17 protein-coding genes are annotated in these 16,748 nt (G+C 68.0%); 12 read left to right on the plus strand and 5 right to left on the minus strand.

What is annotated here, in order from left to right:
* The first annotated feature begins 106 nt into the window (after positions 1–106).
* From M0R89_RS14910 to M0R89_RS14920, 3 genes are all read left to right on the plus strand, one after another.
* Positions 107–670 (plus strand): cysteine hydrolase family protein, encoded by a 564-nt coding sequence (locus tag M0R89_RS14910; RefSeq protein WP_248649873.1) that lies wholly within the window; start codon positions 107–109, stop codon positions 668–670.
* A gap of 46 nt (positions 671–716) precedes the next feature.
* On the plus strand, positions 717–1,916 hold the full coding sequence (locus tag M0R89_RS14915) for a pyridoxal phosphate-dependent aminotransferase (protein WP_248649874.1): 1,200 nt from the start codon (positions 717–719) through the stop codon (positions 1,914–1,916).
* Between the two features lie 68 nt (positions 1,917–1,984).
* Entirely contained in the window at positions 1,985–4,168 is a 2,184-nt protein-coding gene (locus M0R89_RS14920) for a S9 family peptidase (protein ID WP_248649875.1), read from the plus strand.
* 20 nt (positions 4,169–4,188) lie between these two features.
* Here M0R89_RS14920 and M0R89_RS14925 read toward each other — a convergent pair whose 3' ends face one another.
* The 4 genes from M0R89_RS14925 to M0R89_RS14940 form a co-directional block, all read right to left on the minus strand.
* A complete protein-coding gene (locus M0R89_RS14925) occupies positions 4,189–4,563 on the minus strand; it encodes a DUF7522 family protein (protein ID WP_248649876.1) in 375 nt (124 codons plus the stop codon).
* 96 nt (positions 4,564–4,659) lie between these two features.
* Positions 4,660–6,477, minus strand: coding sequence for a 2-succinyl-5-enolpyruvyl-6-hydroxy-3-cyclohexene-1-carboxylic-acid synthase (gene menD, locus M0R89_RS14930; protein WP_248649877.1), 1,818 nt, complete (start codon positions 6,475–6,477; stop codon positions 4,660–4,662).
* The gene (locus M0R89_RS14935) at positions 6,470–7,819 is read right to left on the minus strand and encodes an isochorismate synthase (RefSeq protein WP_248649878.1); all 1,350 of its coding nucleotides are present in this window, start codon (positions 7,817–7,819) and stop codon (positions 6,470–6,472) included. Before M0R89_RS14935 ends, menD begins: the two co-directional genes overlap by 8 nt.
* A 155-nt stretch (positions 7,820–7,974) precedes the next feature.
* Positions 7,975–8,571, minus strand: coding sequence for a sulfite oxidase-like oxidoreductase (locus M0R89_RS14940; protein WP_248649879.1), 597 nt, complete (start codon positions 8,569–8,571; stop codon positions 7,975–7,977).
* A gap of 230 nt (positions 8,572–8,801) precedes the next feature.
* Here M0R89_RS14940 and M0R89_RS14945 point away from each other — a divergent pair, with 230 nt between their 5' ends.
* From M0R89_RS14945 to M0R89_RS14960, 4 genes are all read left to right on the plus strand, one after another.
* Entirely contained in the window at positions 8,802–9,083 is a 282-nt protein-coding gene (locus M0R89_RS14945; protein WP_248649880.1) for a hypothetical protein, read from the plus strand.
* A gap of 201 nt (positions 9,084–9,284) precedes the next feature.
* Complete coding sequence (locus M0R89_RS14950) at positions 9,285–9,503, plus strand: ribbon-helix-helix domain-containing protein (RefSeq protein WP_115795808.1); 219 nt, start codon at positions 9,285–9,287, stop codon at positions 9,501–9,503.
* A gap of 70 nt (positions 9,504–9,573) precedes the next feature.
* A complete protein-coding gene (locus M0R89_RS14955) occupies positions 9,574–9,852 on the plus strand; it encodes a UPF0058 family protein (protein ID WP_248649881.1) in 279 nt (92 codons plus the stop codon).
* A gap of 337 nt (positions 9,853–10,189) precedes the next feature.
* Complete coding sequence (locus M0R89_RS14960; RefSeq protein ID WP_248649882.1) at positions 10,190–12,685, plus strand: DUF7527 domain-containing protein; 2,496 nt, start codon at positions 10,190–10,192, stop codon at positions 12,683–12,685.
* Here the strand turns inward: M0R89_RS14960 and M0R89_RS14965 are convergent.
* A complete protein-coding gene (locus M0R89_RS14965; RefSeq protein ID WP_248649883.1) occupies positions 12,682–12,987 on the minus strand; it encodes a hypothetical protein in 306 nt (101 codons plus the stop codon). The two genes, M0R89_RS14960 and M0R89_RS14965, sit on opposite strands and share 4 nt — an antisense overlap.
* A gap of 260 nt (positions 12,988–13,247) precedes the next feature.
* On the opposite strand from M0R89_RS14965, the gene M0R89_RS14970 reads away from it, so the two are divergent.
* From M0R89_RS14970 to M0R89_RS14990, 5 genes are all read left to right on the plus strand, one after another.
* A complete protein-coding gene (locus tag M0R89_RS14970) occupies positions 13,248–14,657 on the plus strand; it encodes an adenylosuccinate synthase (RefSeq protein ID WP_248649884.1) in 1,410 nt (469 codons plus the stop codon).
* A 193-nt stretch (positions 14,658–14,850) separates the two neighbouring features.
* Positions 14,851–15,084: a UPF0058 family protein gene (locus M0R89_RS14975; protein ID WP_248649885.1), complete on the plus strand. Its 234-nt coding sequence runs from the start codon at positions 14,851–14,853 to the stop codon at positions 15,082–15,084.
* Positions 15,085–15,271: 187 nt separating this feature from the next.
* Positions 15,272–15,466 (plus strand): methytransferase partner Trm112, encoded by a 195-nt coding sequence (locus M0R89_RS14980; RefSeq protein WP_248649886.1) that lies wholly within the window; start codon positions 15,272–15,274, stop codon positions 15,464–15,466.
* Between the two features lie 33 nt (positions 15,467–15,499).
* Entirely contained in the window at positions 15,500–16,090 is a 591-nt protein-coding gene (locus tag M0R89_RS14985; RefSeq protein WP_248649887.1) for a DUF7524 family protein, read from the plus strand.
* Between the two features lie 79 nt (positions 16,091–16,169).
* Positions 16,170–16,682: a DUF7523 family protein gene (locus tag M0R89_RS14990; protein WP_248649888.1), complete on the plus strand. Its 513-nt coding sequence runs from the start codon at positions 16,170–16,172 to the stop codon at positions 16,680–16,682.
* The last annotated feature ends 66 nt before the right edge of the window (positions 16,683–16,748 follow it).

Raw genomic sequence — 16,748 nt, forward strand, 5'->3', positions numbered from 1 at the left:
TCCGCGTCGGGGCGGCGCGCGCAAAAAGATTCCCGAACGCGCCCGGTTCCGGTGCGAGGGCCCTCCCGACGCGTAGATTTTTCTCGCAGGAGTCGGACACTCGACCATGGACGAACTCCCGACCGACGCCGCGCTCGTGCTGATAGACGTCCAGCAGGGGTTCGACCACCCCTCGTGGGGCGAGCGCAACAACCCCGACGCGGAGGCCAACGCCGCGCGACTGCTGGACGCGTGGCGGCGGACCGACCGGCCGGTCTTCCACGTCCAGCACCGCTCTACGGAGTCCGACTCGCCGCTCCGACCGGACCGCCCGGGCGTGGCGTTCAAACCCGAGGTCGCTCCGCACGACGACGAACCGGTCGTCCACAAGTCGGTGAATAGCTGTTTCGTCGGGACCGACCTCGCCGACGAACTCCGGGAAATGGGATGCGAGACGCCGGTAATCGCCGGACTGACGACCAACCACTGCGTCTCGACCTCGACCCGGATGGCCGACAACCTCGGGTTTTCCCCGGTCGTGGTCGCGGACGCGACCGCAGCGTTCGAAGCTGAGGGCCGCGACGGCACCCGATACGACCCGTCGGTGGTCCACGACGTTGCGCTGGCGAACCTCCGTAACGAGTTCGCCGCCGTGCGTCGCACGGACGCGGTCGTCGCCGCGCTCGGATAGTTCCGCGGAGCGAACTTACTTCACGCCCAACTCCGTGACGTAGCCCATGACCGACGCAAGCCAGCGGGACCCCTCCGCGCGACTCGCCGACCGGACGCGGAGCCTCGAACGCTCGAAGATTCGCGTGATGTTCGGCCTCGCCGAGGAGGCGCGACGCGAGTCCGACCGGGAACTGGTCCGCCTCGAAGTCGGCGAACCCGACTTCGGCACGCCCGACCACATCGTCGACGCCGCGGCCGAGGCCGCCCGCGAGGGCGCGACCAGTTACACCGAGAACGCCGGAATCCCGCCGCTCCGGGAGGCCATCGCCGAGACGATGGCCCGCGAGAGCGGCGTCGAGTACGACCCCGAGCAGGTCACCGTCAAGAGCGGCGCGATGGAGGCCCTCTCGCTGGCGATGATGGCGCTCGTCGGCCCGGGCGACGAGGTGGTCGTGCCCACGCCCGCGTGGCCGAACTACGTGAATCAGGTCCAGTTGGCCGGCGGGACTCCCGTGACCGTCCCGCTCCCCGCGGAGTCGGGGTTCGACCTCGACCCCGAGCGCGTGGCGGGCGAAATCGGCGACGACACCGCCGCGGTCGTCCTGACCAGTCCGTCGAACCCGACCGGCCGGGTCTACGACGAGGACGCCGTCGCCGAGGTGGTCGAGACCGCGGTGGCCCACGACGCCTACGTCGTCGCCGACGAGGTGTACGGTCGCCTGACCTACGACCGCGACTTCCGGGGCGTCGCGTCCTACGTCGATTCGCCCGAGAACGTCCTGACGGTCGATTCCTGCTCGAAGACCTACGCGATGACAGGGTGGCGGTTGGGATGGCTCGCCGGGCCGCGACCGGTCGTGGACGCCGTCACCAGCATCGGCGAGAGCACGACCGCCTGCCCGTCGAGCGTGAGCCAGCAGGCCGCGCTGGCCGCCCTGACCGGCCCGCAGGAACCGGTCGCCGAGATGAAGGCCGCGTTCGCGGAGCGCCGGGACTTCGTGGTCGAACGCGTCGCCGAGATGCCCGTCGTCTCCTGCCCGCGGCCCGAGGGGGCGTTCTACGCCTTCCTCGACGTGAGCGACCTGCCGGGTGGGAGCTTCGAAGTCGCCAAGCGACTCCTCTCGGAGCGAGGCGTGGTCACCGCGCCGGGCGACGGGTTCGGCGACGCCGGGGAAGGCTACCTCCGAATTAGCTTCGCCAACAGCCTTGACCGAATCGAGGAGGGACTCGACCGCGTCGAGCGGTTCGTCTACGAGGAGACGTAGCGACCCGCCCTCGCGAACTGTTATCACGGAAGGCGGGGAATTATTTTCGAGGACTCTGAAGCGGGGCCATGGAACCGCGCCAACTCGAACTGGAGGACCTCTACGACCTGCGCCGCGTCCGAAACCCCGTCGTCTCCCCGGACGGCGAGCGCGTCGCGTTCGTCGTCACGGAAGCCGACGAGGGCGAGGAGACCCACAGGAAATCGCTGTTCGTCGCGCCGACCGACGGAAGCCGGGACCCCCATCGGCTGACCCGACTCCCCGGCGCGGGGTCCCCGAAGTGGAGTCCGGACGGGAGCGCCCTCGCGTTCGTCGCCGACCGCGAGCGAGACCTCGACTTCCGCGTGGGAAAGAGCGACGACGGTGACGGGGTCGAGAGCGCGAGCGACGAGGCCGGGGACGACGCCGACGAGACCACGGACGACGCCGACGAGACCGGCGATGACGACGCGGACAGGACCGGCGAGGACCGCCCGCAGGTCTGGGCGTTCGACCTCGAACGCGGGGGCGACGCCCGCCAGATAACCGACTTCGAGGAGGGCGCGAAGGAGTTCGACTGGGGACCGGAGGGCGAGCGTCTCGTGGTCGCGGCCCGCGACCCCACCGAGGACCAGCGCGAGTACCTCGAAAACCGCCGGGAGGACGACGGTCCCGTCGAGACCGAGCGCCTCCAGCACAAGTTCGACGGTCACGGCTGGTTGGACGACGTGACGACCTACCTGTTCGTCGTGGACCGCGAGACCCGCGAAGCGACCCGCCTCGACGACGCCTACGGCGGCGGCGCGATGGAACCCCGGACCGGCCTGTGTCCCGCGTGGTCGCCGGCCGAGTCCGACGGTAGCCGCATCGCGTTCCTCTCGAACCGGACCGAGCGACCGGACGACTCGGGCGCGATGGACGTGTACACGATTTCGCCCGACGGCTCCGACCTCCGGCGACTCACCGACGGCGACCTGTTCGTGAGCGACGTCCGGTGGCGACCCGACGGCGAGCGGTTGGCGATTTCGGCCCGCGACGCCGAGAACTGGTACGACTCGGCGGACGTGCTGGTGGCCGACCCCGACGAGGCCGACTGGACGAGCGTCTCGGCCGCGCTCGACCGAACGCTCTCGCGGGCCGGAACGCCCGCGTGGGTGGACGACGACACGCTTCTCGCGCCGTTCGCCGACGCCGGGCGGACTCGGTTGGTCCGACTCCGCGTCGGCGGCGACCCCGAACGCGTCTACGACCGGCAGGGCGAGTACCGCACGGTCACGGGGTTCGATGTGGCGGGCGGAACGGTCGCACTCGCACTCTCGTCGCCCGACCGGCCCTCGGAGGTTTACACACTCCCGACCGGGGCAGTGAACGCCGGTCCCGCGGACGACGACCCGGTTCGTCGGGTCTCGGACCTGAACGCCGACCTCCGGGCCGAAGTCGAGACGCCGACCTGCGAGCGCGTCCGCTTCGAGAACTCCGACGGTGAGGAGATAGAGGCCGTCGCATACCTGCCCGCCGACTTCGACGCGACGGACGTAGCGGACGCGGAGGAGGCGGAGGAGGGCGAACACGACGGACTTCCGCTCGTCGTCAACGTCCACGGCGGTCCGATGGCCTACGACTCGCCGCGGTTCGGTTTCACGGAGACCTACTGGACCGGGAAGGGCTACGCGGTCCTCGAAGTCAACTACCGCGGGTCGTCGTCCTACGGGCAGGCGTTCAGCGAGCAGATTCGGGGCGAGTGGGGGCCGCGCGAGGCCGACGACATCGTCTCCGGCGCGCGGGAGATGGTCGAGCGAGGCGTGGCCGACCCCGACCGCCTGTTCGTCACGGGGTTCTCGCAGGGCGGTATCAACAGCCTCTACGTTATCACGCGAACCGACGAGTTCGCGGCGGCCGCACCCGAGCACGGCATCTACGACTTCCACGGTCTCTACGGGACGGCCGACACCCAACTCTGGTACGAGAACGACCTCGGCCTGCCGTGGGAGAACCCCGAGAACTACCGGGACATCTCGACAATTCAGGACGTGGACGAGGTGGAGACGCCGACGCTGGTCACGGCGGGCGAGGAGGACTGGCGGTGTCCGCCGTGGCAGGCCGAGCAACTGTACGTCCGCCTGAAGAAGCGGGACGTCCCCTCGAAACTCGTCGTCTACCCCGGCGAACACCACAACATCGGCGACCCTGACCGGGCGATTCACCGCCTGCGGACGCTGACCGAGTGGTTCGAGCGCCACGACCCGGCGCATCCGGAGACGGACGAGCGGTAGCGGAGACTACGAGGGACCGACTACGACTCCATCGCGTCCAAGCACTGCCCGATGAAGGTGTTGTGCATCGCGAACACCTCGCCGTCGAGTGCGACCGCGGTACCGCTGGTCTCGTCGTGGGGAAAGTGCATCTCCACGGCGTCCTCGAACGACCGGACCGTGCAGTTCAGCGGACCGTGGGCGTAGAGGTCCTCCTGATGGGGCTTCTCGACGGCCTCCAGTCGCACGTCGCGGACGACCTCTCGGATGTCGCCGTCGGTGTACTCGTCGGCCACGTCGTCGCGGACGTACAGCACTTCGCCGCCGTCGTCGTCGTAGTAGATGACGCTTCGGAGGTGGTCGCCGACGCGCGCTCGGAGGAACTCGGTCAGGGCCTCGGAGGATGCGACTGACATAGCCGTTGACTGAAATTGCGCGGGCGCAGATATTAATCTTGTCTCGATTCTCAGCGCAGATAAACGGGGCGTCGGTCGGGCGGGGCCGCCGGTCGCTCACTCCAATTGCTCGGCTGCGCGGGCGGCCAGTCCCTCGCGGAACCGGTGGCTCTCCTCGGCGTCGGTGACGACTTCGAGGACCTGCGTGCCCGCGCTGCCGACCGACTCGCGGAACGCCGACCGGAACGAAGCGAGGTCCCCGAACCGCTCGAAGTCGAGACCGTAGAGGTCGCCCGTCGATTCGTAGTCGAGACCGTGGGGCGTCCGGAACTGCTCGGTGAACGGCGGTTCGAAGTCCTCGATGGGAAGCATGTGGAAGATGCCCCCGCCGTCGTTGTTGATTTCCACGATGGTCGCGTCCACGCCGCAGCGCGCCACCGCGAGGAGGCCGTTCATGTCGTGATAGTACGCCAAGTCGCCCGTGACGAGGACGAGGGGGTCGTCGGTCGCGCTCCCCGCGCCGAGTCCGGTGCTGGTGATGCCGTCGATGCCGCTCGCGCCACGGTTGCCAAGCACCGTCACGTCGGCCGCCCGCGGTCGGGCGAACCGGTCCAAGTCCCGGACCGGCATGCTGTTCGAGACCATCACGGTCGCGGGGTCGGGCGCGTCCGCGGCCACCGCCGAGAGGACGCCGCCCTCGAACAGTCGCTCGGCCCGGCCCGACTCGACCAGCGACCAGTAGTCGCGCTCGGCGTCGGCGAAGCGGCCGCGCCACGTCTCGCGCTCGTCCGACCGACTCGACTCGCCGTCGAGTTCCTCGGCGAGCGTCTGCGCGAACCGGGTCGGGTCGGCCGCCAGCAGGTCGGTCGCGGTAAACGTCGCTTCGCGCCACCCGCCCGCGGGGTCCACGAGGAACTGCCGGGCGTCGCTCGATTCGAGGTAACGTCGCAGAACCTTCGAGGTCGGTGACGCGCCGAACCGGACGACCACTTCCGGGTCGGGCCACGACTCGCCGACCGCGTCGAGGTAGCCGTCGTAGCCGCCAACGACCGGAGTCTCGTCGTCGTGTCCGAACCGGTGTCCGGAGAGCGGGTCGGCCAGAATCGGGAACCCGGTCGCCTCGGCGAGACTCGCCAGCGCCTCGCGCTCCGGCGTCGGTGCGTCCGCGGGACCGACGACGAGCAGACCGCGGTCGGCGTCCGCGACGGTCTCGCGGACGCCGCGCAGGTCGGCGTCGGCCAACTCCGGGCGGCCCTGTGCGGTCCGGACGAAGGGCCGGGCGGTCCCGTCGCTCTCGGTCCGGCCCCCCGCGCCGAGCGGCGCTTCGTCCGTTAAATTCTCGGGCACGTCGCCGGGAACCTCGACCGGTTCGAGCGGCTTTCGGAACGGGACGTTGAGGTGGACCGGTCCCGGCGGCGTCCCGTTCGACTCGGCGACGGCGCGCGCGACGGTCGTCCGCAGCGAGCGGAGTTTCCGGCCCTCGGGTTCGGGTTCCGGCAGGTCGGCGTACCACCTGACGGCGTCGCCGTAGAGCTTCTGCTGGTCGATGGTCTGGTTCGCGCCCGAGTCTCTGAGTTCCGGCGGTCGGTCGGCCGTGAGGACGAGCATCGGCACGCGGGCCTGCGTCGCCTCGACGATCGCGGGGTGGAAGTTCGCGGCCGCGGTGCCGGAGGTGCAGACCAGCGGCGTCGGCTTCCCGGTGCGCTTGGCCCGACCCAGTGCGAAGAACGCCGCCGACCGCTCGTCTAAGTGCGAGAAGACCTCGATGTCGGGATGTCGGGCGAACGCGACCGTCAGGGGCGTCGAACGACTGCCGGGCGCGACGCAGACCGCGTCCACGCCTGCGGCTTCGAGTTCCGAGACGAGGGTTCGCGCCCAGAGCGTGTTGCGGTTCGGTGCCTGAGAGTCGGGGTCGGAGTCGTCGCGGTCACTCATCTTCCAGTTCGTCCAGAATCGGCCGGTACTTCAACTGAACCTCCTCGTACTCCTCGTCGGGGTCGCTGTCGGCGACGATGCCGTTTCCGGCGAACAGCGTCGCCGAAGTGCCGTCCGTGACCGCCGACCGGAGGCCGACCGCGAACGTGCCGTCGCCCGCGGCGTCGAACCAGCCGACCGGCGCGGCGTACCAGCCGCGGTCGAAGGTCTCGGTCTCGCGGATGGTTCGGAGCGCCGCCTCGGGCGGCAGGCCGCCGACCGCGGGGGTCGGGTGCAGGGCCTCCACGATGGAGAGGACGTGGCCGTTGTCGGTCAGGTCGGCCTCGATGGGCGTCCAGAGGTGCTGGATGGTCGCCAGCTTCCGGACCCGGCGGTCGGCGACCCGGACCTCGCCCGACACGGGCGAAAGCTGGTCGCGGATGGTCTCGACCACTAGTCCGTGTTCGTGGGCCATCTTCTCGCTCGTCTCGATGCTGGCTTCGAGTTCGGCGTCCTCCTCGGGGGTGTCGCCCCGGCCGACCGACCCCGCGAGGGCGTCGGTCTCGACGGTCCGCCCTCGGAGCGTGGCGAGGCGCTCGGGGGTCGCGCCGAAGAAGGCACCGTCGGTCGTCGGTTCGAAGCAGAACCTGAAACAGTCGGGGTACGACTCGCCGAGGCGCGCGAGCGCGTCGGGTATCGACACCTCGTCGGCCAACTCCGCGGTGAGCGCTTGGGCCAGCGTGACCTTCCGTAGGTCGCCCGCCTCAATGCGCGAGACTGCGGCGCTGACCTGCTCGGCCCACTCCTCGCGGGTCGTGGTCGAGGTCGTCGAGACGACGCCGGGCGGTCCGGCGTCGGGCCCGTTCGCCCGGTCTCGGCTCTCGGCGAGCGCCTCACGGACCTCGGCGAGTTCGCGCTCGACCGCCTCCGGCGTGGCGTTGAGCGACGAGACGGTCAGCCACGTCTCGCCGTTCGCGCGGGTCAACTGGGTCCGGGGCAGGACGAACTCGGCGGCGCCGAACCCCTGCCACGGCGGGGCCGGGTCGTGGTCCTCGTGGAACGCGAACCCGCCGAAGAGTCGCGGGCGGGCCGCCTCGGGACCGTCGTAGTCGAGCCCCTCGAACAGTTCGTCGGCGGCCTCGCGGACCGTCTCGAACCGGTCGGCACCGTCGGCCGCGATGCGGGCCGCGGTGCCGCCGCCGGCGAACTCCGGACCGTAGGGACTGGTCCAGTAGACACGTGGTGCGTCCCGCCCGGCGAGGAAGGGTCGGGGGTCGCAGTCTGGTAGCTCTACTGCCCGGCTCACGAGGGCGGAGCCGGTCGGTTCGGCCGACACCTGTCCGTCGCGGGGCGGAGACTCCATTCAGTCGAACTGGGGAGTGGGGAGCCTTTAGTCTAACTGAATTACTCGTGATACGCTCCGAGTTGGTATACGGCTAGTCGAATCGCACGCGACGTCGAAGACTCGAATGTTCTCCCGGTGAGAACTCGAATCGGCGCTCTCGGCGACCCGAACGCCTAACTGTACCGCTCCTCGTTCCACGGGTTCGCGGTGTTCGAGTACCCGCGCTTCTCCCAGTAGCCCCGCTCCGGTTCGGTGAGGAACTCGACGCCGTCCACCCACTTCGCGCCCTTGTAGGCGTACTTGTGGGGCGTGACGACCCGGAGCGGGCCGCCGTGTTCCTCGGGGAGCGCGTCGCCGTCGAACTCGTAGGTGAACAGGACCTCCTCGCGCATGCAGTCGTCTAGCGGTAGGTTGGTCGTGTAGCCGTCGAGCGCGGAGAACATGACGTGAACCGCGTCGTCCTCTACGCCCGCCATCTCCGCGAGGTCGGGGAACGTGACGCCCGCGAACTCGCAGTCGAACTTGCTCCACCCCGTCACACAGTGGAAGTCCTGTTTCTGGGTCTCGCTCGGGAGGTCCTTGAACTCCTCCCACGAGAACGATAGCTCCTCTTCGACCGCGCCCGTGACCGTGAACTCCCACGTCTCGGGGTTCCAGTCGGGCGTGCCGCTCTTCGAGAGGACCGGGAACTTGCTCGTCTTCCGCTGGCCCGGCGGTAGGCGCTCGCCGCCGAACTCCTCGTGGAGGTCCGTCACGTCGGTGACGCTCATGGGTCCCAGTCGGCGGCGAACCCAAGTAGGTTTAACGACTCCGGGCGGATTCTCCGTCGGCGTACCCGTTCTCAATCGGGGATTTCGGCGTACGGTGGCCGGTCTGGGCTCGGGCGTAACGAACCGATTACGCGTCGAACTGAATGAACTCCCGCAACTAATTGTCGATACTCCCGGGCAGCAACTGAATAACAAAGGACGGCCTGTGCTAAGGTGTGGTCGCGATGTCAATGGATAACCAGCAAACGGTCGAACGAAAGGCCAAGATGGAGGCCGCCGAGGAGTCGACGACGGACCTCGCCATCCTCGCGTCGGCCGCATCGGTCGCTCTGTCGTGGTACCAGTTCTTCGGACGCGGGAATCGCATGCAGGGCCTGTTCATCGGTCTCTGGCCGCCGACGATTCTCGCGTTCGCTAGCTACTACAACCAGAAGCGAATGGAGGAGAAACTGAGCGCGATGGGACCGGGCCGCATCGTCAGTTCCATCGAGCAGATGCTCAGTAGCCGCTGAGACCCGTCCGCCCGCTTTTTTGCCATCAGTCGGTGATAATCTCCGGTTGTATCCGGATGTGCGTAACTTCCGTTTGTCGTTCGACGTTCGAAGTTTAGGTTCCGGAAACGTATTTTCCACTACTGGAAAAATGGCTTGCCGTCGGCGGTACTCGTCCCCGTCAGACTTAAGAACACCCCTCCCGAAGCCACCAATGTTCCAATGCCGAAGGTAGAGATAACTATTCCGGAACATCTCGAAATGCAGATCGCCCAGATGGTCGAACAGGGCGAATTCGTGAACCGGGAGGAGGCCATCGAGGATCTGCTCTCGACCGGCCTGAAAGCCTACAAAACGAGCGGTCCGATGGACGACGACGACCGCGAACCGGGTATCGAAGACGAAGGGATGATGGGCCACGAGGACGAGTACGTCTTCTAACCCTCTCTTTTCGGAGCAGTGTGAGGCTCTGTCAGAAACCCTTAAACCAGACACATCCGTATCCACAGGCATGCACAAGGACGAGCTTCTGGAACTCCACGAGGAGATGGTCCTCATCATGGAGTACTTCCAGGACCAAGAACACGTCACCGACGGTCTGTTCGACCCCTACGAACAACTCGACGTCGACCCTTCGCACGTCCACAAGTCCAAGAGCGAGCACAAGCACGCGGTGTTCGTCCTCGGAAACGCGCTCGCCACCGCGATGAGCGACGACGAGTTCAGCGAGGCGGGCCGCATCGGCAAGCGCATGCAGGAACTCGCCGACGACGCGGAATCCAAAATCTAAGACGACCTTTTCCGGCGGTCGCTTCGCTCTCTCGCGTAACACTGCTGGACTTTCCGCGGAAGGTGGGGGATGCGCGACCCCGACTCTCTCGGACTGGCGCCCGATTGACTTCCGGGGAGAAACACACAATCCACCGCGTGCGAGGGGCGTCGCACGGCGTGGAGCGTTGCGCGATAGGGCGAGTATACAGGAGAACCCCAAACCCCGAACTGGTGGCGGTGCTGAGGAGTGACGAAGGGTTTTCACCGAAGTTTTGCGAGGGCGCGACGCTCGTGTCGCGCTCGCAGCAGAAGTTCGGGCCGCAAGATATTTGAGAGGCTTGTGGCTTCCACGTAATATGGAAACGCGCACGGTCGAGCAGGTCAAAAGTTGGAAGACTCGTTCCTTCGGGGACGGGTACGCTGGCCTGCGCGAACTCTCGAACGGGGAGTTCTCGGGGGCAGTCAGGGCCGGTGGCGCGTGGCTATTCATGCTCAACGGACGGATAATCGGCGTCTACGAGGGGAGTCTCGACGACTTCGAGGACGCCGACGGCACCGCCTACGCCGCGCCTCACCCGTCGCTCCCGCTCCTGTTCAGCATGCAGGAGCAGGGCGGCGAGACGCAAGCAAAGTACTACACGAACGACACGCCGCTCTCGGAGGTCGATTCGACGCTCACGAGCGGCAACTTCACGGGCTACGTCGAACTCAGCGAGAACGTCCTGAGCGGCGACTACTACGTGGCCTACTACGGCGGGCGCTCGATGAGCGTCGCGTTCGTCGGCGCGAGCGAGCAGGTCGTGACCGGCGACGACGCCTTCGAGCGCGCCAACGACGAGGTGGGAATCTACGAGGTCCGGGACGTGGACGTCGAAGTGATCGACCTCCCGGAACCCGACGAACCCGAAGAACCCGAACCGTCGGGCGTCGCGAGCGGTCCGGACGACGCGCGCGGTGCGGGCAGTTCGGAGCCTTCGGGCGGTGCGGGTGCCGCGGGAGCAGGTGCGAACTCCGCCACAGGCGCGGGCGAACCGTCCGGCGGAGTCGGCAGAGCGCCCGGTGGCGACTCGACTCGGTCCGACGCCGACACCGCGAGCGCCGACGCCGCCCCGACCGACGCCGGCCGACGCCCGGAGCGCGATGCGAGTGGACAGGCCGCCGGACAGCGGTCCCTGGGGCAGCAGTCCGCCGAACAGCAGTCCGCCGCGGGCCGCGTCGAGGAAGCCGAACCGACCTCGGACACAGAGCAGTCGCCGACCGGGGGCGCAGATACCTCGGACGCCGGAGTCGGGGCGACCGGGACCGAAGTCGAGACGACCGAGCGCGAGGTCGAACCCGCGGAGGCCGACGCGCGGGCGACGGGCGCGGGCGAGCAGGCGGACGCAGGAGCGAGCGAGCAGGCCGGTGTGAGTGCGGACACGGCCACGCCCGGCGGAGAGGCGGCGGCCCGAGCGGAGCCTAGCGCGGGCGCCGAACCGAGCGCCGACCCCGCCCGAACCGACTCGACGCCCGAATCGGAGTCCGACGGCGAGCCCGACGAGCGAGAGACCGGCGGCGCGTTCGCCGACGAGGAGGAGTGGCGCGAGACCACTACGATTCCGTCGCTCGACCCCGACCGGAGCGAGGATCTCGCCGGGGCGGCCGCCGAATCCGCCGAGAGCGCGGCCGACGACGGAGGCGCGTCGCCCGACCCGACGAGTCCGGAGTCGGCGACCGGCGGGTCCCCGAGCGACGAGCGGCCGAGCGCGGACCGAGCGTCGCGCGGCCGGTCGGACCGGCGGTCCCGGTCGAGCGCGGCCTCCGGACAGAACGGGTCGCCGAGCGCGCCCGAGACCGAAACCGCGACGGGCGGGGCGAGCGAGGCCGGCGGCGCGGACGGTGCGGGGAGTCCCGGCGCGGGGGCGTCCGGCCAGTCGTCCGAGGTCAGCGAAGACGCAAAGGAGCGCGTCCAGCAGCTCCGGTCGCAGCTCAAGCAGCGCAAACAGCAGGTGAAGCAGTTGAAGGACCGACTCTCGGACGTGGAGTCCGAACGCAACGAGTACAAGCGCGAGCGCGACGCGCTCCGCCAAGAGGTCGAGCGACTCGAAGCCAAACTCGAAACCGCCGGGTCGGCGGGGAGCGCGAGCGGCAAGCGGCAACTCGACCCCTCGCAGGCGTTCGACGGGACCAACCTCTTCGTGCGCTACGAGTCGAAGGGAAAGGCCACGCTGGACGAGGCCGCCGAGGGGACGGTCGAAGCGGAGGACGTGAACGCGAACCTCCGACTCGAACACCACACCCAGTTCGAAGCCGACGACGTGGAGGTCGCGGGCGAGGCGTTCGACTCGTTCCTGACCGACTCCTTCGAGTACCGGTTCGTCTCGTGGGTCGTCGAGGAACTGCTGTACGAGATTCGGGACACCGGCCACCGGACCAGCCTGAAGGACCTCTACGAGTCGATTCCGAAGATAGACCGCGTTGACCTCCACGGGTCGGTGAGCGCGGGGAGTACCGACGACGACACGCGACAGGAGTCGTTCGACATCATCATGCGCGACCGCATGGGGAACCCGCTGCTCGTCGCGGACCTCAACGACTCACGCGACCCCACGACCGGCGAGATGATGGGGTCGCTGGTCGACGCCTCGTCGGACGTCGCGCAGACCCACGACGAGCTATCGGGGACGTTCCAAGTGACCGAGAGCTTCTTCGAACCCGAGGCGCTCGAAACGACGGAGTCGGCTACCTCGGGCGGGTTCCTCAGCCGGGAAAAGAGAGAGAGTTTCGTGAAACTCTCCCGAAAGCGGGGATACCACCTCTGTCTCGTGGAGTCACGGAGCGGTGGCTTCCACCTGAACGTGCCGGAGCTCTAGCTTTCGGCTTCTGCGGCTTCGCTGATCTTCATCTCGTCGAGCTTGCTTCCGATTTCGTCGATCTTGTCGTCGAGTTCGTCGACGAACTCCTGGGTGCGCTCGGTGGTGATGGCTCCCTGACTCGACGGTTCGATGAGGTTCTCCTCTTCGAGGACGCGGAGGGAGTATCGGACCTTGTGGTGGGGGTAGCCGGTCTCGTTCGACATCTTCACGATGCCGATAGGCTCGCTCTCGATGACCATCTTCAGGACCTGCAGATGGCGCTCCAACATATCGACTTCCTTCTCAAGTCTATCTATCATGGCATGTGTTAACTTGTCTTAGAGCCTTTTAAAAGTTGCTGTCCGACGGAACCGCGGAAAACCGCATCCCTACGCTTTGTGGTGCGAGAGGTTAACAGTTCTGGCTTTGGGACCCGACGGTTAAATTCCTTTACCTTCGCGTAGTATCCTCGATACTGCGTCTTTTCGACCGAGCGGGCGCCGATGTGGACACGAACGTGTACAACATCGGCCGAAAGACCGTAATCGGTTTACGGGGTGCGAGAGAACCACTCCGCGTAATGACCGTAACCATCGTCGGTTCGCAACTCGGCGACGAGGGGAAAGGCGGCGTCGTTGACCTCTGGGGCGACGCCGTCGACGTGGTTGCCCGCTATCAGGGCGGGGACAACGCGGGCCACACCGTCGTCGAGGACGGCACTGAGTACAAGCTTTCGCTGGTTCCTAGCGGCGCGGTCCGCGGGAAGGTCGGCGTCCTCGGCAACGGGTGCGTCGTCAACCCCGCGACGCTGTTCGAGGAGATAGACGACCTGCGCGAGCGGGGTCTCGACCCCGACGTTCGGGTCGCCCGGCGCGCGCACGTCATCTTCCCGTACCACCGCGTGCTGGACGGCATCGAGGAGGACGTCAAGAGCGAGTCCGACCAAGAGGTGGGGACGACCGGCCGCGGTATCGGTCCGACCTACGAGGACAAGGCCGGTCGGCGCGGCATCCGGGTCGCCGACCTGCTCGACCCCGAGGGACTCCGCGAGAAACTGGAGTACGTCGTCCCGCAGAAGCAGCGACTCGCCGAGGACGTGTTCGGCGTCGAGACGGGCGAGGAGTTCGACATCGCCAGCCTCTACGAGGAGTACAAGGGCTACGGCGAGCGACTCGCCGAGAACGACATGACCGTGGACGCCGGGGAGTTCCTCGCCGACCGTCTGGACGACGGCGACGAAGTGATGTTCGAGGGCGCGCAGGGCACGCTCATCGACATCGACCACGGCAACTACCCCTACGTCACCTCCTCGAATCCGACCGCGGGCGGGGCCGCCACGGGCACCGGCCTGAGTCCGGGCGTCGTCGGCGGCGGGGAAGTCGTCGGCATCGTCAAGGCCTACCTCACCCGGGTCGGAAGCGGCCCGCTCCCGACGGAACTCGGCGGCGTCGTCGGCGACACGCCCGGCTACGACGAGCAGGGCGAGGGCGAGAACGAGGAACTGGCCGAGTACATCCGCGAGGAGGGCGGCGAGTACGGCACCGTCACGGGCCGTCCGCGCCGGGTCGGCTGGTTGGACATGCCGATGCTGCGCCACTCGGCGCGCGCCAACGGGTTCACCGGTCTCGCCGTCAATCACATCGACGTGCTGGCCGGACTGGACGAGGTGAAGGTCGGCCACAGCTACGACCTCATCACCGACGAGGGAGACTCGTCGAGCAATCGGACGGAGTCCGATGACACCGACGAGATTTTCACGATGCCCGCGACCACCGAGCGGTGGAGTCAGTGTGAGCCCAACTTCCGGACGTTCGACGGCTGGGAGGACGTCGACTGGCAGGCCGTCGCCGACGAGGGCTACGACGCGATTCCGGAGAACGCTCGGGCCTACCTCGAATACGTCAGCGACGAACTCGACGCCGACGTGTACGCGGTCGGCGTCGGGCCGGGCCGCGAGGAGACCGTCGTGGTCGAGAACCCGCTGGAGTAACGGGCCGAGAGACCGTCGTTTTCCTCCTCGGCGGCGCTCGGTGCGTCGGCGGTCAGGTTTAAGGCCGTGTGGACGTACACCATACCGGGGGTAGTCGGGGCCGAGAGGAGCGAAGACCACCGATAGCGCCGGAACCGGAGTCGACCACTAGCCGCGTCACACGACCCACTGGCTACGCCGACAGGCACGCGCCATGCAGAAAACCGAACTCCTGTATCTCCACGCGCTACTCGCAAAGACCCACGAATACCTCGCGGTCCGTCACGACCTCCCGGAGACGTTCGACGGGTACGGCACGCGCGAAATCGGCCCGTATCAGGTTCAGCGCCCGAAGTCCGAACACGAGACGGCGGTCAGACTGCTCGCCGAGCGACTCGCCGACGAAGTCGCGGACGAGACGCCGGAACCCGAACTCCGGGAGGCGTGACGGTCCGCGCCGGCCGAACGGTCGGAATCGTTCGAACCAGACCACCCGACGAGGAGTCGAATCGCCGGTCGAACACAGTTCGGCGCTCACGGAAGTCGTCGAACTGCCGTTCGCGCGTCGCCTGCGTCGCGTCGCCGTGCCCGGCGAACCCGTCACGCTTTTGCCCCACCCACTCACAGGCAATAGCATGAAGCAGTCGCTGATGGACATCATCTGTTGTCCGCTGGACAAGCAGGAACTCGAACTCGACGCGACCGAGACCGACGACGACGAGGAGGTCATCTCGGGCACGCTGACCTGTACCGAGTGCGGCGAGACCTACCCCATCGAGGACGGCATCCCGAACCTCCTGCCGCCGGACATGCGCGACGTCGAGGCGTAGTTTTTTCTACCCTGCGTTTGAGGTGTCGATAGCGTGTCCGAGAGTCTCCCCGTCCGTCTCAACCACGACCGACTGCACGACATCCAGACTCGGGCGTCGCTCGAAGCGACCGACTCGTTTCCGGTCCTGCTTCACAACGGCGACGCGCCGGTCCACGTCCACCTGCATCTGGACGACGCCCTCTCGGCAGTCGCGTCCATCCCCGCGAACAACCACTTCGTCGACGCCGACTCGACGCGACAGGTCAGCGTCGAAATCGAGGACGGCGGGCCGCGGCCGGTCGAAGGACAACTCAAAATCGTCACCGGTCACGGCGCGGAGACCGACTACGTCTCCGTGACCGTCGCCGAACCCGACGAGGAAGACGGCGTCGCGGTGGACGAGACGCTCGCCGAGCGCTCGGGCGGCGACGCCGAGGACGCCGCCGCCGACGGAACCGACGACTCGGGGTTCGAGTTCCCGGACGTCTCAGTGCGCCGGAACGCGCCGGTCGCGGTCCTCGGCGTCTTCGCGCTGGCCGTCGCCGTCGGGTCGGCCTCGCTCTCAGACAGCGTAGCCGTGCTGGCGGGCGCGCTGGCCGTCCTCGGGAGCGTAGTCGCCGCGGGCTATCTCCTCGTTCGGTAGGGCGACTGCCCGCGGGCGCTCTCTCCGTTCGCCCGTGGCTATCGCATCGCTTTTGCTCGTTGCCGCCCTCGCTCCGCGCATGTCACTGGCCGAGGAGACCCGCGCGGCGGCCCGGCGTCGGCCCTTCCTGCTCGCGGCGCTCCGGGCGGGCGTCGTCAACTACACCGCGGCGGCCCGCTCGCTGTCCGGAGACATCGACGGCGACGCCGACTCGATAGCCACCGCGCTCCGGCGGTTCGCCGAGTCGCTGCCCGACCGAGAGACCGAGTCGCGGAGCGCGCGCGTCTCGATGGAGAGCGGACTGGGTGAGGTCGAAACGGACGAGGACGCGTTGCTCTCGGTCGGCGGAACCCGCCTCGCGCCCGGCGAGGGGTCGCTCACGGGCGTTCTCGCCGAGGGCGACGCGGACGCGAGCGCGCTCGAACACGTCCTCGGGCGCTTGGACGCCGACGGCGTGGCGGTCCGCGCGGCGGGATTCGCGGGTGAGGGCCTCCTCGTGGTCGTCGAGCGCCGCGACGGTCCCGACGCGCTCCGAATCGTGGAGGACGCCCTCGACGTGGTTCCGGTGTCGGCGGAACCCGACCGAGCGTAGTCGGCGGCCGACCCACCGAAATGGGCGGCGGAGCCGAGCGCCCGATAATCGGCGCGAAGTGCGTCT

It is taken from the genome of Halorussus limi (assembly GCF_023238205.1).
In the GTDB taxonomy this organism is placed as follows: domain Archaea; phylum Halobacteriota; class Halobacteria; order Halobacteriales; family Haladaptataceae; genus Halorussus; species Halorussus limi.

Coding starts and splice junctions, on each gene's coding strand:
- M0R89_RS14910 (WP_248649873.1), top strand. CDS start 107: ATGGACGAACTCCCGACCGACGCCGCGCTCGTGCTGATAGACGTCCAG.
- M0R89_RS14915 (WP_248649874.1), top strand. CDS start 717: ATGACCGACGCAAGCCAGCGGGACCCCTCCGCGCGACTCGCCGACCGG.
- M0R89_RS14920 (WP_248649875.1), top strand. CDS start 1,985: ATGGAACCGCGCCAACTCGAACTGGAGGACCTCTACGACCTGCGCCGC.
- M0R89_RS14925 (WP_248649876.1), bottom strand. CDS start 4,563: ATGTCAGTCGCATCCTCCGAGGCCCTGACCGAGTTCCTCCGAGCGCGC.
- menD (WP_248649877.1), bottom strand. CDS start 6,477: ATGAGTGACCGCGACGACTCCGACCCCGACTCTCAGGCACCGAACCGC.
- M0R89_RS14935 (WP_248649878.1), bottom strand. CDS start 7,819: ATGGAGTCTCCGCCCCGCGACGGACAGGTGTCGGCCGAACCGACCGGC.
- M0R89_RS14940 (WP_248649879.1), bottom strand. CDS start 8,571: ATGAGCGTCACCGACGTGACGGACCTCCACGAGGAGTTCGGCGGCGAG.
- M0R89_RS14945 (WP_248649880.1), top strand. CDS start 8,802: ATGGATAACCAGCAAACGGTCGAACGAAAGGCCAAGATGGAGGCCGCC.
- M0R89_RS14950 (WP_115795808.1), top strand. CDS start 9,285: ATGCCGAAGGTAGAGATAACTATTCCGGAACATCTCGAAATGCAGATC.
- M0R89_RS14955 (WP_248649881.1), top strand. CDS start 9,574: ATGCACAAGGACGAGCTTCTGGAACTCCACGAGGAGATGGTCCTCATC.
- M0R89_RS14960 (WP_248649882.1), top strand. CDS start 10,190: ATGGAAACGCGCACGGTCGAGCAGGTCAAAAGTTGGAAGACTCGTTCC.
- M0R89_RS14965 (WP_248649883.1), bottom strand. CDS start 12,987: ATGATAGATAGACTTGAGAAGGAAGTCGATATGTTGGAGCGCCATCTG.
- M0R89_RS14970 (WP_248649884.1), top strand. CDS start 13,248: ATGACCGTAACCATCGTCGGTTCGCAACTCGGCGACGAGGGGAAAGGC.
- M0R89_RS14975 (WP_248649885.1), top strand. CDS start 14,851: ATGCAGAAAACCGAACTCCTGTATCTCCACGCGCTACTCGCAAAGACC.
- M0R89_RS14980 (WP_248649886.1), top strand. CDS start 15,272: ATGAAGCAGTCGCTGATGGACATCATCTGTTGTCCGCTGGACAAGCAG.
- M0R89_RS14990 (WP_248649888.1), top strand. CDS start 16,170: ATGTCACTGGCCGAGGAGACCCGCGCGGCGGCCCGGCGTCGGCCCTTC.